9 protein-coding genes are annotated in these 16,114 nt (G+C 40.1%); 7 read left to right on the forward strand and 2 right to left on the reverse strand.

Going from position 1 to position 16,114, the window contains the following annotated elements:
* Nucleotides 1-8: 8 nt before the first annotated feature.
* Nucleotides 9-1,217, reverse strand: coding sequence for a glycosyltransferase family 2 protein (locus tag BUA53_RS16425; protein ID WP_072836484.1), 1,209 nt, complete (start codon nucleotides 1,215-1,217; stop codon nucleotides 9-11).
* A gap of 157 nt (nucleotides 1,218-1,374) precedes the next feature.
* Nucleotides 1,375-2,292 (reverse strand): ComEA family DNA-binding protein, encoded by a 918-nt coding sequence (locus BUA53_RS16430; RefSeq protein ID WP_072836485.1) that lies wholly within the window; start codon nucleotides 2,290-2,292, stop codon nucleotides 1,375-1,377.
* Between the two features lie 242 nt (nucleotides 2,293-2,534).
* On the opposite strand from BUA53_RS16430, the gene rpoB reads away from it, so the two are divergent.
* The 7 genes from rpoB to BUA53_RS16465 all read left to right on the forward strand — a co-directional run bounded on the left by rpoB (nucleotide 2,535) and on the right by BUA53_RS16465 (nucleotide 16,102).
* Entirely contained in the window at nucleotides 2,535-6,338 is a 3,804-nt protein-coding gene (gene rpoB / locus BUA53_RS16435; RefSeq protein WP_072836486.1) for a DNA-directed RNA polymerase subunit beta, read from the forward strand.
* Between the two features lie 105 nt (nucleotides 6,339-6,443).
* A complete protein-coding gene (gene rpoC / locus BUA53_RS16440; RefSeq protein WP_072836487.1) occupies nucleotides 6,444-10,739 on the forward strand; it encodes a DNA-directed RNA polymerase subunit beta' in 4,296 nt (1,431 codons plus the stop codon).
* Between the two features lie 258 nt (nucleotides 10,740-10,997).
* Nucleotides 10,998-11,597: an OmpH/Skp family outer membrane protein gene (locus tag BUA53_RS16445; protein ID WP_072836488.1), complete on the forward strand. Its 600-nt coding sequence runs from the start codon at nucleotides 10,998-11,000 to the stop codon at nucleotides 11,595-11,597.
* A 153-nt stretch (nucleotides 11,598-11,750) separates the two neighbouring features.
* Nucleotides 11,751-13,193 (forward strand): APC family permease, encoded by a 1,443-nt coding sequence (locus BUA53_RS16450; RefSeq protein ID WP_072836489.1) that lies wholly within the window; start codon nucleotides 11,751-11,753, stop codon nucleotides 13,191-13,193.
* A gap of 7 nt (nucleotides 13,194-13,200) precedes the next feature.
* Nucleotides 13,201-14,193 carry a bifunctional heptose 7-phosphate kinase/heptose 1-phosphate adenyltransferase gene (locus BUA53_RS16455; protein WP_072836490.1) on the forward strand — a complete coding sequence of 331 codons (993 nt, stop codon included), beginning with the start codon at nucleotides 13,201-13,203 and terminating at the stop codon, nucleotides 14,191-14,193.
* A gap of 74 nt (nucleotides 14,194-14,267) precedes the next feature.
* On the forward strand, nucleotides 14,268-15,215 hold the full coding sequence (locus BUA53_RS16460; protein ID WP_072836491.1) for an isoaspartyl peptidase/L-asparaginase family protein: 948 nt from the start codon (nucleotides 14,268-14,270) through the stop codon (nucleotides 15,213-15,215).
* Between the two features lie 200 nt (nucleotides 15,216-15,415).
* Nucleotides 15,416-16,102 carry a 2-C-methyl-D-erythritol 4-phosphate cytidylyltransferase gene (locus BUA53_RS16465; protein WP_072836492.1) on the forward strand — a complete coding sequence of 229 codons (687 nt, stop codon included), beginning with the start codon at nucleotides 15,416-15,418 and terminating at the stop codon, nucleotides 16,100-16,102.
* Nucleotides 16,103-16,114 lie beyond the last annotated feature (12 nt).

Here is a 16,114-nt window from a genome sequence, read left to right on the forward strand (position 1 = left end):
GGTACTGATCATTCAGTACCCTGGTTGTATAAAGTATTGCTTACCTCAGTTTTAGTATGAACCGTATGAATAAATGTTTTATTAGCATTTTTCATTTGAAAGGCAGTCATAATCATTGCTATTACTGCTTCAGGCATTTTTAATATGGCATTAAATAATTTCTTATTCACTAATACTATTGGAAGAGCTACTGCAAGTGTCACGAAATACAAAATTCCAGTAATAAGAAAGTAAACAAACCAACCCGAGTTCAGAAAAAATGTTATAACTACTAAAAGAGGTAAGAGCAATATTAAATATGCTCTTGGTAGTACGAGGTTATTAGCAATAGCAAGGTTAAAGTAACTTACATTCCCTTTCAAAAGTTGTTTAATGCCAGGGAAAAAGAATTGTTTCATATAAACAAACTGGCTGGATAACCATCTTTTTCTTTGTTGTTGGAAGGCCTGTAAAGAATCTACCTTTTCGTCAAAAATGAGTGCGTCTTCCAGGTATTCAATTTTAATTCTTTGCTCTACAATTTTAATTTGTAATGGCCTGTCAAAGCCTCCTACCGCATGAATTTCACTTAATACTTTTTTAACTGTATTGTACTCAAAAGCCATTCCTGATCCTATCACTGCAGAAGCGAGACCAACTGCATTGGTGCCCTTACGAAATATATGGTTATTGATACCTTCACTACATGAATCTAAGATAGCATAGGAAGTATCCATATTCTTTGCTACTCTTTGTCCCTGGATAGCCTTGGCGTTTGCATTAAAAGCATCGTTGACTTTCCGGAGAAAGTTTTTTGCAAGCACATTGTCAGCATCGCAGATAAGGGCAATGTCATATTCTTTTGCGATCTTGTTAAAGCCTACATTTAAAGCTTTGGCCTTAGTACTTTTTTCGAACTTTACCTCTATAACTTCCACGTCAATCTTTCTCAATTCAATTAATGTTTCTTCCTGGAAAGAATCAGCCAATATGTATACATCATATAATTCTCTGGGATAATCTAACTTCAACATACTGTTGGCGGTAGATACTATAATTCCATCTTCTTTATAAGCAGGCACAAAAACCGCTATTCTTTTTGAAGGGGTAGTGGCAGCAAATTTGCCTTTTTTATAAAAAAGTTTGCCTGAAACAGAAAGTATAAACAAATAAAGGACAGAGAGAAAAAAATATACAAAAATGATCCAGAAAAAAACATTCAAAAAGGTACTCAACATGATTAAATAGGTTTATGGAAAAGGTGGTTTTCAGAAAAGGTTCAAATACAAATCATTAATATAAAATTAGTGCCAACAAACTATTTCTTCCTGTCAGTTGTTCTATCCATCTTCTTATGGCCACTATATAGGCCTTTTATTTTTATCAATCTTAAAATTATAAACTAAGGTAAGGTGCTATTTTAGAATAGGTGGAATCATTTATCAAAACAATATTTTTGAGTTCCTCCAGTTTTTTATATGTTCCATGCTGATTTCTGTATTCAATAATTGCATTCGCCAGATTCCATTTTATATAAGGATGTGCCTTTAATTGCTCCTTACTGCATTCATTTAAAGGTATTTTTTTTACATCGGAGCCCGATTTTAGATAGTTTCTGATCATTTTGAAAGTGGAATCAGGAAGGCCATAAGTTTCTGCAATTTGATCAACTGAATAAAAGCCACCAAGCTTATTTCTAAAATTAATAATACGTTGCGCCAATCGAGGACCAATTCCTGGCAATTGAATAAAGGCATTCGTATCTGCCTGGTTAATTTCTACTATGAATATTTCTTTTTTCTGGCTTTTATTATTTGAATAAGAATAGGGGTTGAACGGCGATTTTATTGATTCACAATTTATGTAGTTTTTTACCCGGTCATAAAAGCCTGGGGGTAGGTTCCAAATACGGGTTAAATCCTCAGGCTTATAAAACCTTCCTCCTTTACTCCTGTATTTAATTATGGTTGTAGCAGTTTTTTCATTCAAACCAAGTTTTTTCCATCCTTCCAGGGTTATAGAATTAGGGTCAAATTGAAAGAGTTCACCCGCAATGAAACCAGGTTGTTTTTTATATTTATAGGCACTGGCATAATCTTTCTCAGTTCTAAATGTACTTCCTTCCTTTTTTTCGAGGCTGTCAACACCTTTAACTAAAACAGGTAAAACCTTTATAAAATTTGGATCAGGTTTAGGTTGAAAAATACGGGGTAGAGTATAAATGACAGCTAATAAAAATAATACTGCAATAGCACCTATGCGATCTCTTTTGCCAAAAGTTAGATAATCCCTGATAAAATCTTTCCAAAACATGTCAAAAAGTTACAATCTATTAAAGCTATCCCAAAATACAAAATGGCTTAATCTTTGAGAGGAAAAAAACCTTGTTGGTGTAGCTTAAATCCTTACTTTTGCAGTCCTTTAGTTTTGGCCAAAAACATTTTGACGTCGCAATTCATGCTTAAATAGTTCAGTTTCAAAGCGTTTACATCTTAGGAAGTAAAGGCCTGAAATCGATTTGCCCGTCAATAAACATTAAACCGGTTTTTAATCATATGCCTACAACATTGAATCAAAGGGTCAACTTCGGTAAAATTGGAAACATAGCCGATACACCTGACCTTCTTGCTGTTCAGATCCAGTCTTTTAAAGAGTTCTTCCAGTTAGAAACCACTCCCGACAAAAGAAACGTTGAAGGTTTGTTCCGTGTATTCAAGGAAAACTTTCCTATCACAGACACCCGAAACATCTTTGTTCTTGAGTTCCTGGATTACTTTATCGATCCTCCCCGTTACACGATTGAAGAGTGTATGGAGCGTGGATTAACGTACGCTGTACCTCTGAAGGCAAAGCTTCGCCTGAGCTGTAACGACGAAGAGCATATTGACTTCCAGACAATCGTTCAGGATGTATTCCTTGGAAACATCCCTTACATGACGCCACGTGGTACATTCGTTATCAATGGTGCTGAGCGTGTAGTTGTTTCACAACTTCACCGTTCTCCTGGAGTATTCTTCGGTCAGTCAGTTCACCCGAATGGTACAAAGATCTATTCCGCAAGGGTTATTCCTTTCAAAGGTGCCTGGATGGAGTTCGCTACCGATATCAACAATGTAATGTATGCCTACATTGACCGTAAGAAAAAGTTTCCTGTAACAACCCTGTTACGTTCAATTGGATACGAAACAGATAAGGATATTCTTGAGCTTTTCGGAATGGCCGATGAGGTAAAAGGAGACAAGAAATCTCTTCAGAAATATGAAGGTCGCCGCCTGGCTGCCCGGGTTTTAAGAAGCTGGGTTGAAGATTTCGTTGATGAAGATACCGGGGAGGTAGTTTCTATCGAAAGAAATGAAGTGATCCTCGAGCGTGATTCTATTCTTGATGAAGAAGCAATTGATACCATTTCTGAAATGGATATCAAATCTGTTTTTGTTCAGAAAGAAGACGTTGGCGGAGATTATGCTATCATTTATAATACCTTAAATAAAGATACCTCTAACTCTGAACTGGAAGCGGTTCAGGTTATTTATCGCCAGTTGCGTGGTGCAGATGCGCCTGATAATGAAACGGCAAGAGGCATAATAGATAAATTATTCTTCTCAGACAAGCGTTATGACCTGGGGGAAGTTGGTCGCTATAAGATCAACCGCAAATTAGGTTTGAATGCTTCTATTGAGCAAAAGACGCTTACAAAAGAAGATATCATTTTAATCATCAAATACCTTGTTCGCTTAACAAATGGTAAAGCTGAGATTGATGATATTGATCACCTGTCTAACCGTCGGGTTCGAACAGTGGGTGAGCAATTATATGCTCAGTTCGGTGTTGGTCTGGCTCGTATGGCCCGTACCATCCGTGAAAGAATGAACGTAAGGGACAACGAGGTATTTACACCAGTTGACCTTATCAATGCCAGAACGCTTTCTTCAGTTATTAATTCATTTTTTGGAACATCCCAATTGTCCCAGTTTCTTGATCAGACCAACCCATTGTCGGAGATTACGCATAAGCGTCGTATCTCAGCTCTCGGGCCGGGTGGTTTAAGTCGTGAAAGAGCTGGTTTCGAGGTTCGTGACGTACACTACAGCCACTATGGCCGTCTTTGTACTATTGAAACTCCGGAAGGTCCAAACATCGGTTTGATCTCTACTTTATGCGTTCACGCCAAGATCAACGAGATGGGCTTTATTGAAACACCTTACCGTAAAGTTGAAAACGGAAAGGTTAACATGAAGCAGCTTACTTTCCTTAGCGCAGAAGAAGAAGATCTGGCTAAGATCGCTCAGGCGAACGTTCCGTTGGATGACAAAGGAAACTTTGTGGAAGACAGGATCGTAAGCCGTGAAACAGGCGATTTCCCGATTTTAGATAAAGGCGAAGTTCAGTATATGGACGTTGCACCCAACCAGATCGTAGGTTTAAGTGCTTCATTAATTCCATTTCTTGAGCATGATGATGCCAACCGTGCGTTGATGGGATCAAACATGCAACGCCAGGCAGTTCCATTGTTACGTCCAGACGTACCTATTGTTGGTACTGGACTGGAGGGCAAGGCTGCACGTGATGCACGTATCCAGATACACTCAGAAGGTAATGGTGTGGTTGAGTTTGTAGATGCCAACGAAATTCATGTTCGTTACAATCGTAATGAAGAACAGCGCCTGGTATCTTTCGAAGATGATCTGAAGGTTTATAAACTAACCAAGTTCATCAAAACCAACCAGGAAACTTCCATAAACCTGAAGCCTGCAGTTAAGAAAGGCCAGGTAGTAAAAGAAGGCGATTTCTTAACGGAAGGTTATGCTACTAAAGATGGAGAACTGGCATTGGGTAAGAACCTGAAAGTGGCATTCATGCCATGGAAAGGTTACAACTTCGAGGATGCTATCGTTATCTCTGAAAGAGTAGTTAAAGAAGATATGTTTACTTCAGTTCATATCTCTGAATATGAATTGGAAGTTCGTGATACTAAACTTGGGGAAGAAGAATTAACTCCGGATATTCCAAACGTTTCTGAAGAAGCAACTAAGGACCTGGATGAAAATGGTATCATCCGCATTGGTGCACAGATCAAGGAAGGTGATATCCTTATCGGTAAGATCACCCCAAAAGGTGAATCTGATCCAACTCCTGAAGAGAAGTTATTGCGTGCCATCTTTGGTGACAAGGCTGGTGATGCAAAAGATGCATCTCTGAAAGCTCCAAATGGAGTAGAAGGTGTGGTGATCTCTAAGAAGTTATTCCAGAGAGCCAAAAAAGATAAGAACGCCAAGGTTCGTGAGAAAGCGGCATTGGAGAAACTGGATAAGATCCACGAGAAGAATGTATCAGACCTGATGGAAGTTTTGCTTGATAAACTGCAAATGCTTTTAAGAGAAAAAGCTTCTGCAGGTGTTAGCAACAACTTTGGTGAGGTATTGATTGGTAAAGGAGCCAAATTCACACAAAAGAATTTAGCCCAGATCGACTACATGAATGTTAACCCATTGGGTTGGACAAGTGACGCTAAGGTTGATGACCAGATCAATATTTTGCTGCATAACTATAGCATCAAATACAACGAAGAATTAGGTAGATATAAAAGAGAAAAGTTCAATATCTCAATTGGGGATGAATTACCAGCAGGTGTATTGAAACTGGCTAAAGTTTATATCGCAGTTAAGCGTAAGCTGAAAGTGGGTGATAAGATGGCAGGACGTCACGGAAACAAAGGTATTGTTGCCAAGATCGTTCGCCAGGAAGACATGCCATTCCTTGAAGATGGAACTCCGGTTGATATTGTTTTGAACCCACTAGGGGTACCAAGCCGTATGAACCTTGGACAGATCTATGAAACTGTTCTTGGATGGGCTGGAGAGAAATTAGGTCTTCGCTTTGCTACACCGATCTTCGATGGTGCTTCTGTGGAAGACATAGCTAAAAACATTGAAGAGGCAGGATTACCAACCTTCGGTCATACCTACCTGTATGATGGTGAAACGGGAGATCGCTTCCACCAGAAAGCTACGGTTGGTATCATCTATATCATCAAACTGCACCACATGGTGGATGATAAGATGCACGCAAGGAGTATCGGGCCATACAGCTTGATTACACAACAGCCTTTAGGTGGTAAAGCACAATTTGGTGGTCAGCGTTTTGGTGAGATGGAAGTTTGGGCATTGGAAGCATATGGTGCGTCCAACATTCTGCAGGAACTGTTAACCATCAAATCAGATGATATCATTGGCCGTGCTAAAACATACGAGGCAATAGTAAAAGGTGAGAACGTGCCTCGTGCCGGTATCCCTGAGTCATTCAATGTATTGGTGCATGAGTTGAGAGGATTGGGATTAGATCTTAAGTTCCACGATTAATATAATGAAGACATTTCGTACCATGGGTGCGGAATGTCTTTCTTCTTATATCGGTCACAACCTTGTTCAAAATTTTAAACATTACATCTTAAATATTAAATAAAGATGGCTTTTAATAAAAGAGATAATCGTCCGAGACCACAATTTTCAAAAATTACCATCGGATTAGCTTCTCCTGATAGTATTTTGGAAAAAAGCTTTGGTGAAGTGCTAAAGCCTGAAACCATTAACTATCGTACCTACAAACCTGAAAGAGATGGTTTGTTTTGCGAAAGGATTTTTGGGCCAGTAAAAGATTACGAATGTGCTTGTGGAAAATATAAGCGTATTCGTTACAAAGGCATTGTTTGCGACCGTTGCGGTGTAGAAGTTACTGAAAAGAAAGTTCGTCGTGAGCGTATGGGACACATCAAACTGGTGGTTCCCGTAGTGCATATCTGGTATTTCAAATCCCTGCCTAATAAAATTGGTTACCTGCTCGGAATGAGCTCCAAGAAATTGGAGACCATCGTTTATTACGAGCGTTTCGTAGTCATTCAATCAGGTATTCGTGCTGACAAAGGCCAGAATTATGGTGATCTTTTAACGGAAGAAGAATACCTGGATATCCTGGATACACTTCCAAAAGATAACCAGTACCTGCCTGATGAAGATCCAAATAAATTCATTGCAAAAATGGGTGCTGAAGCAGTTCATGACCTGTTGGCAAGAATAGATCTTGATCAATTGTCATTTGACTTGCGTAATGCTGCAGCAACTGAAACATCTCAGCAACGTAAGGCTGACGCGTTAAAGCGTTTGTCTGTTGTTGAATCTTTCCGTGATGCTCAAACAAGAATTTCTAACCGTCCTGAGTGGATGGTTATGCAATACATACCGGTTATTCCACCAGAGTTACGCCCATTAGTACCTCTTGATGGTGGTCGTTTTGCATCTTCTGACTTAAATGATCTCTATCGTCGGGTTATCATTCGTAACAACCGTTTGAAACGTTTGCTTGAGATCAAGGCTCCTGAGGTGATCCTTCGTAATGAAAAGCGTATGTTACAGGAAGCTGTAGACAGCTTGTTTGATAACAGTCGTAAATCAAACGCTGTGAAAGCGGAAGGTGGACGAGCTCTAAAATCCCTTTCAGATGTACTGAAGGGTAAGCAAGGCCGTTTCCGTCAGAACCTGTTAGGTAAACGTGTTGACTACTCTGGTCGTTCCGTTATCGTCGTAGGACCTGAGCTGAAATTGTATGAGTGCGGTTTGCCAAAGGATATGGCTGCAGAATTATTCAAGCCATTTATTATCCGTAAATTAATAGAAAGAGGTATCGTAAAAACAGTGAAATCTGCCCGTAAACTGGTAGATAAGAAGGAAGCTGTTGTTTGGGATATCCTTGAAAATATTCTGAAAGGACACCCTGTAATGTTAAACCGTGCCCCAACACTGCACCGTTTATCTATCCAGGCTTTCCAGCCAAAGCTTGTAGAAGGTAAAGCTATTCAGCTTCACCCATTAGTTACCACAGCCTTCAACGCCGACTTTGACGGTGACCAGATGGCGGTTCACGTTCCATTGAGCCACGCTGCTATCCTGGAAGCCCAATTGTTGATGTTGGCTTCTCATAACATTTTGAACCCACAAAATGGTACTCCTATCACCCTTCCTTCACAGGACATGGTATTAGGTCTGTATTACATTTCAAAGGGTAAGAAATCTACTGAAACAGAAAAAGTTCGTGGAGAAGGAAAGGCATTTTACAGCGAGGAAGAAGTGATCATTGCCTACAATGAAAAGACTATCGACCTGCACGCATGGATCAAAGTAAAGACGAATGTCCGTTCTGATGATGGTGTTCTTACACATAAATTGTTAGAAACTACAGTTGGTCGCGTATTATTCAACCAGTTTGTTCCTAAAGAGGTTGGATTTGTAAATGCACTATTAACAAAGAAGAATCTTCGTGAGATCATCGGGGACATCATTACTATTACAAATATTCCAAAGACAGCCAAGTTTTTGGATGATATCAAGCAATTAGGATTCCGCACAGCCTTCCAGGGTGGATTGTCATTCTCTATCAATGACCTTATCATCCCTGAGATCAAGCAGGAATTGCTTAATAATGCTAAAGGTGAAGTTGAAGAAGTGTGGGAAAACTACAACATGGGTCTCATTACCAATAATGAACGTTACAACCAGATCGTTGACATTTGGTCCCGTGTTGATACCCGTATTACTGAAACCTTGATCCGTGAGCTGGCATCAGATAAGCAGGGCTTCAACTCTGTATTCATGATGCTTGATTCAGGAGCCCGTGGTTCCAAGCAGCAGATTAAGCAGCTGGCCGGAATGAGAGGATTGATGGCTAAGCCAAGAAAGTCCGGATCTACTGGTTCTGAGATCATTGAAAACCCAATCCTTTCCAACTTTAAAGGTGGATTGAATGTATTGGATTACTTTATCTCTACACACGGTGCCCGTAAAGGTCTTGCCGATACAGCCCTTAAAACTGCGGATGCCGGTTACCTCACACGTCGTCTGGTAGACGTATCCCAGGATGTTGTCATAACTGAAGAAGATTGTGGTACACTACGTGGTATTGCCACTTCAGCTTTAAAAGATAATGAGGATGTCATCGAGCCATTGTCAGATCGTATTGAAGGTCGTATGTCTCTTCATGATGTGTATGATCCAGTAAGCGACCAATTATTGGTGGGTGCTGGTGAAGAGATCACGAATAGTATTGCTAATCGTATTGAGGAAGCTGGTATTGAAACTGTTGAAATCCGCTCTGTACTTACTTGTGAAAGCAAGCGTGGTACCTGTGTAAAATGTTATGGTAAGAACCTGGCAACTGGTTACCTGGCACAACGTGGTGATGCCGTAGGTATTATCGCAGCGCAGTCCATTGGTGAACCTGGTACACAGTTGACACTTCGTACCTTCCACGTGGGTGGTGTGGCTGGTTCAGCAGCAGTTGAATCAACCATGACTGCAAAGTTTGATGGTACTATCCAGTTTGATGGTGTGCGTTCTGTTACTACTACTAATAATGATGGTGATAAGATCCAGGTTGTTATTGGTCGTACTGGTGAAGCACGTATCATGGATACAAAAAATGATCGTTTACTAATCACAAATAACATTCCTTACGGTGCTACACTTTCAGTGAAAGATGGCCAGCAGGTGAAGAAAGGTGATATCATTTGCACATGGGATCCGTTCAACAATGTAATCATAGCCGAGATCAATGGTACATTGAAGTTTGAGAACGTGTTAGAGGGTATTACTTTCCGTGAAGAAGCCGATGAGCAAACAGGACACCGCGAAAAAGTAGTTATTGAAACACGCGATAAAACAAAGATTCCTTCCATTATCGTAGAGGGCAAGGAAAGGAAATCATACAACCTCCCAACCGGATCGCATATCATCCCAGAAGATGGTGAAGAAGTAAGAGCCGGGCAGGTATTGGTGAAGATTCCACGTGTATTGGGTAAGTTAAGAGATATCACCGGAGGTCTTCCACGTGTAACAGAATTGTTTGAAGCACGTAATCCATCTAACCCGGCTATCGTTTCTGAGATCGATGGTGTGGTTACAATGGGTGCTGTAAAACGTGGTAACCGCGAGATTATCATTGAAGCTAAAGATGGTGTTACTAAAAAATACCTTGTTCCATTGACACGCCAGATACTGGCACAAGATGGTGACTTCGTTAAAGCTGGTTCTCCATTATCCGATGGTCAGATATCTCCTCAGGACATTTTGGCTATCCAGGGACCATTCGCTGTACAACAGTACGTTGTGAACGAGATCCAGGAAGTATACCGTTTACAAGGTGTACGTATCAATGATAAGCACATCGAGGTGATTGTTCGCCAGATGATGCGTAAGGTTTCAATAGTTGATCCGGGAGATACTAAGTTCCTTGAAGAAGACCTGACTGATAAGTTTGAATTCCTGGAAGAGAATGACTACATCTTCGATAAGAAGGTGGTTAACGAACCAGGTGATTCAACAAAGTTGAGGGCAGGCCAGATCGTTAGTCTCCGTGAATTGCGTGAGGAAAATTCTATTCTTCGTCGTAATGACAAGAAACTTGTAGAATATCGTGATGCATCACCGGCAACTTCTGCTCCAACACTATTAGGTATTACTAAGGCTTCACTGGGTGTACAAAGCTGGATATCAGCGGCATCGTTCCAGGAAACAACCAAAGTATTATCCTCTGCAGCCATACAAGGTAAAACAGATGATATGCTTGGATTGAAAGAGAATGTGATTACAGGACACCTGATCCCTGCAGGTACTGGCCTTCGTGAATTTGAAAATATCATAGTAGGTAGCAAAGAAGAATATGAGTTGCTGCAAACAGCTAAAGAAGCTATGGCTTTTGACGAGGAAGAATAATTTATTACTTTAAAATCATACAGTAAGGAGTGAGATTTTCTCACTCCTTTTTTTATGTAATAGGCTGATCATTCAGATAGCTTGGCTGTTATGAAAAGTTCAGATACCTTGTAATTTTGAAGTAGTCTAATTAAGGTTGCAACAACGATGTTGAATCAGGATAATATTCTGAAAATCACATTAGTTAACTGTTTCACAATTCAACTTCCTTTATCTGCTTTCGCATCGGATCATATCTTATTTTGCAAAAAAATAAGAATGAAGAACGGTTTACTCATTTTTAATGTTATTCTTTTGATCCTGGTTGGTGTTCTTTTTTATCTCCACTTCTCATCAAATGGCAATAAGGAGAAAAGAGTGCTGAGCCAATCAACACTTAAAACTGATCCAGCCGGAAATGATTTTCGGATTGCTTATTTTGAACTTGACTCTATTACCAATTCCTTTTCCATGGTAAAAGACATCAAAAATGATCTGAATAGGGAAGAGGAGAAAATGAATGGAGAAATGAACCAGTGGCAGAAGAGGTATAATGATAAGCTGCAGCAATATCAAAGCCAGGCACAACAAATGAACCAGGTGCAATCAGAAAATGCAAACCGGGATATGTTGCAGATGCAGGAAACTATCCGGAATAAAAAGCAGGAACTGGATCAGAAATATCAAAACCTGTATATGCAGAAAATGCAGGATGTAAAAATCAAGATTGAGAACTTCCTGAAAGAGTATAATAAATCCAAAGGTTATTCTTACATTTTCGCATACGAACCAGGTTTTATATACTACCGTGATACAATGTTCAATATTACCGCCGACCTGGTGAAGGGATTGAACGAGCAATATTCAAAGAAGAAATAATCCCCTTTAATTTATATAGAGCCCCGGAATTTCGGGGCTTTTGCTTTTTACACGCATGGCGCTGATACCATCGGTCTAGTTCATTAAATTGAGTGGTCTTATTTTCATTTCCAATCTGATTTCAAATACTTATCTTGGAAAAAATTGCTGTTAATGGAAGTACAATTGGAAACTGCTAAAAATATTGTTGTAGAAGAAAAGTCATTTAAGAGATCATTGGGATTGCTGGATGCTACAATGATCGTGGCGGGTTCTATGATAGGCTCCGGGATCTTCATTGTAAGTGCAGATATTACCCGGAATGTTGGAAGTGCAGGCTGGTTAATAGCTGTTTGGCTGATAACGGGCTTCATGACCATCACTGCGGCTTTGAGTTATGGTGAGTTAAGTGGCATGTTCCCAAAGGCGGGAGGTCAATATGTGTACCTTAAAGAAGCGTATAATCCACTTGTGGGATTTTTATATGGATGGAGTTTTTTTGCCGTGATTCAAACGGCTACCATTGCAGCTGTTGGAGTGGCATTTGCCAAGTTTACTGCCTATTTGATTCCTCAATTAAGCGAGAACCTGGTTGCTATTGACCTTGGCTTCAGGACAATTTCTCCTGCTCAATTGCTTTCAATTGTAGTTATTGTTTTACTGACTTTTATTAATACAAAAGGCGTCAGGAATGGTAAGCTTATTCAAACAACTTTTACACTCACCAAGCTATTGAGCCTTTTTGGTTTGATCGCTTTTGGATTGATCATGGCGAAGGGAGATATCTGGAAGGCCAACTGGACCGATGCCTGGAATCTTCATAAACTAGGTACTGATGGAACCATAGGTTCCTATACTACTGCTGCTGCTTTAGGTGCTATAGCTGCTGCAATGGTGGGTTCAATATTCAGTAGTGATGCATGGAATAACGTAACATTTATTGCTGCTGAAATAAAAAAGCCTTCAAGAAATATTGGTTTAAGCCTGTTCCTTGGCACTCTCGTGGTCACCATAATTTATGTGACAGCAAATATTATGTACACCGATGTTTTACCCTTGCAGGAAATCGCTTCTGCAGATAAGGACAGGGTGGCCGTTGCCGCATCTCACGCCATTTTTGGAAATGCAGGAACAGTAGTGATAGCTCTTATGATCATGATCTCCACTTTTGGTTGTAATAATGGGCTTATACTTGCTGGTGCACGCGTATATTATACTATGGCACAGGATGGCCTTTTCTTTAAGCAGGCTGGCCAATTAAATCGTAACTCAGTTCCGGCTATTGGTTTATGGATCCAATGCATTGCGGCGTGTTTATGGAGCTTAAGCGGAAGCTATGGTCAGCTACTCGATATGATATCATTCGTGGTGGTGGTATTTTATATGCTTACAATCATCGGTATTTTTATTCTGCGTAAAAAAAGGCCTGACCTTGAACGTCCTTATAAGGCTTTTGGATATCCGGTTATGCCTATACTTTACATAATGATGGGCCTGGCATTTTGTACCCTCCTGATCATCTATAAGCCTGAGTTTACCTGGCCAGGTTTGATCATTGTATTTCTTGGAATTCCTATTTATTTTGTTGCTTTGGCACGCCAAAACAAGGTCGCGTAAAAAGTATATGGAAAAGTTTAAGGAACTATTTGAGCAATTTTCTTCGCTTAGAATCGGTGTCGTTGGTGATGTCATGCTGGACACATATATGTGGGGCCATGTGGAGCGTATATCTCCTGAAGCACCTGTTCCAATAGTTGCCATGGAAAAAAAGGAATACAGGATAGGAGGGGCAGGTAATGTAGCCCTGAATATTCAGTCCCTGGGTGCTACTCCTTATGTATTGTCTGTGACAGGTGATGATGAAGACGCCCGGATGCTCATCAGGTTATTTGATGAACACCACATCAACACTCGATATTGCATCAAAAGCACTGACCGGATTACTACAAATAAGACACGTGTAATAAGTCGTAATCAGCAAATGATGCGATTAGATGCTGAGATCACACGGGATCTTTGCCGGGAAGATGAAGTCAAACTGGTAGAGTTATTTCAGGATTTTGTCAGGGACGAAAAGCCTCATGTTGTCATATTGGAAGATTATAATAAGGGTGTGCTGTCTGAGGCTGTTATAAAGGTTATTATATCCATTTGTAAAAAGGAAGGTATAATCACGGCCGTTGACCCAAAGAGGAAAAACTTTTTCGATTACAAGGGCGTTACCATTTTCAAACCCAATCTCAGGGAAGCTAAAGAAGCGCTCAATTTTTTATTTACTGATGTCAACTTTGAATTGTTGAAGGATATTCATACCGAATTATCTCACCTGCTGCACCATAAAATTTCTTTTATCACACTTTCCGAAAAAGGAGTGTTTTATAACGATGAAGTATCCTCGGAGATTATACCATCTCATATTAGGGCTGTTGCGGATGTTTCAGGAGCTGGTGATACCGTCATTGCTGTTGCGGCTCTTGTTTATGCTGCTACAAAAAATGTTCGTTTGATGGCCGAGGTGGCTAATATTGCCGGGGGCCTGGTTTGCGAGGAAGTTGGTACTGTTGCCATCAATAAGGATCGGTTAATGCATGAATGTGAACTGCTTTTAAGTAATTAATCCTTTTATATATTAATAGTATAGAAGGGTCTGAAATTTGTTGGTGCTCTCTTACGCTTTTATAAATATTGCCTATGCCTGGATATGCTCTTGCATTGCACGGTGGTGCTGGTACTATTCTTCGTGAAGAGATGAATGAGGAATTGGAAAAAGCCTATCTCCATGCGCTGGAAGAGGCGCTTAATGTAGGTTATGCAATATTGGAGAGAGGCGGTTCAGCAATAGATGCAGTTACACAATGTTGTGTTGTGCTGGAAGACAATGTGCTATTCAATGCAGGAAAGGGTTCTGTATTTACAAATTCCGGCACCCATGAAATGGATGCATGCATAATGGATGGAAACTCTTTGAGGGCTGGGGCGGTAACCTGTGTACATGGTATCAGGAATCCAATCCTGCTGGCTGCAGAGATCATGCAGCATAGTGAGCATGTTTTTTTAAGTGGAAAAGGTGCAGTTGATTTTGCGCTGAGTAGAGGAATAGCAACTGTGCCTGAAGATTACTTTTTTACACAGTTTCGTTACGATCAATGGATGTCAGCCAGGGATCAGCAGGGTACATTCCTGGATCATAATAGCCAGGCTAAGGGAAACGCAATACCAAACAAAAAGTTTGGCACTGTAGGTGTCGTAGCACGCGATATTTCAGGGAATATAGCAGCTTCTACAAGTACAGGTGGCATGACTAATAAAAATTATAACAGGATAGGTGATACTCCCGTCATAGGTAGTGGCACCTATGCCAATAATAAAACATGCGCCATTAGTTGCACTGGACATGGTGAAATATTTTTGCTGGCTGTAGCAGCTTATGATGTCAGTTGTTTAATGGAATACAGGGATTACTCTTTACAGCAAGCGATGGACTTGGTAGTTAATACCAAACTGGTGCAAATGAAAGGAGAAGGAGGTATGATCGGCGTTGATGCAGATGGCAATATTAGTATGCAATTTAATTCATTAGGTATGTACCGTGCTGCCCGTAATAATGAAGGATACCATGAAGTGGCTATATACAAGTAATCAAACGTTCAAATAAGAATATTAGTTAATTTTTCATTTGCCTTGGATTGATTTCCAGGCATATACCAACCTGAACACGGAAAATATAAATATTCCCGAATCCACCTGTTTTGTTTCTCTATGTCGCTCGCTTTTCCTTCTTTTGCGGTTAGATAGAGGTCATTAGTAAATAAGTTCTCTTGCCTTTTTAAAGAAAGCTCATGAAAAAATATGCAGTTATAGTTGCTGGTGGAACAGGGAAAAGAATGGGCAGTTCAGTTCCAAAACAGTTTTTATTACTTAATGACAAACCTGTTCTTTATTATACTATCAAGACATTCCTGGAATCGTATGATGATCTACAGATAATCCTTGTATTACCTGAAGAACATGCAGATATGGGCAAAGAGATCATTGATGCCTATTTTGATTATGATCGGATATTGATTGGATTAGGGGGTGAAACACGCTTTCATTCAGTTCAAAATGGACTCAGGATGGTTGAAGGTGAGGCCATTGTTTTTGTTCATGATGCCGTGCGATGTCTTGTAAGCACAGATCTTATTCAACGATGCTTCGAGCATGCCTTGAAAATGGGAAGTGCGGTGCCCGTAATTCATGCCCGTGACAGTATTCGTTTGTTAAATGAAGAAAAAAATGATAATGAAGTGCTGGACCGTAATCGAATAGTGCTGGTTCAAACACCACAAACCTTTCATAGCAAGATTTTGCTACCCGCCTTTGAAATAGACTATAAAGAACGATTCACCGATGAAGCCACGGTAGTAGAAGCATATGGGTTAAAAATATCCCTGGTGGAAGGCGAAGAGAATAATATCAAGATCACCCGTCCTGTAGACTTACTTATTGCTGAAAGGATAATCGAAGAGGAAGCTTCTTTACAATAGTTATTTTTCAAG

Source organism: Flavisolibacter ginsengisoli DSM 18119 (genome assembly GCF_900129295.1).
Taxonomy (GTDB): domain Bacteria; phylum Bacteroidota; class Bacteroidia; order Chitinophagales; family Chitinophagaceae; genus Flavisolibacter; species Flavisolibacter ginsengisoli.

Excerpts from the sequence above, each read along its gene's own strand:
- BUA53_RS16425 (WP_072836484.1), bottom strand. The coding sequence starts at position 1,217 with ATGTTGAGTACCTTTTTGAATGTTTTTTTCTGGATCATTTTTGTATAT.
- BUA53_RS16430 (WP_072836485.1), bottom strand. The coding sequence starts at position 2,292 with ATGTTTTGGAAAGATTTTATCAGGGATTATCTAACTTTTGGCAAAAGA.
- rpoB (WP_072836486.1), top strand. The coding sequence starts at position 2,535 with ATGCCTACAACATTGAATCAAAGGGTCAACTTCGGTAAAATTGGAAAC.
- rpoC (WP_072836487.1), top strand. The coding sequence starts at position 6,444 with ATGGCTTTTAATAAAAGAGATAATCGTCCGAGACCACAATTTTCAAAA.
- BUA53_RS16445 (WP_072836488.1), top strand. The coding sequence starts at position 10,998 with ATGAAGAACGGTTTACTCATTTTTAATGTTATTCTTTTGATCCTGGTT.
- BUA53_RS16450 (WP_072836489.1), top strand. The coding sequence starts at position 11,751 with ATGGAAGTACAATTGGAAACTGCTAAAAATATTGTTGTAGAAGAAAAG.
- BUA53_RS16455 (WP_072836490.1), top strand. The coding sequence starts at position 13,201 with ATGGAAAAGTTTAAGGAACTATTTGAGCAATTTTCTTCGCTTAGAATC.
- BUA53_RS16460 (WP_072836491.1), top strand. The coding sequence starts at position 14,268 with ATGCCTGGATATGCTCTTGCATTGCACGGTGGTGCTGGTACTATTCTT.
- BUA53_RS16465 (WP_072836492.1), top strand. The coding sequence starts at position 15,416 with ATGAAAAAATATGCAGTTATAGTTGCTGGTGGAACAGGGAAAAGAATG.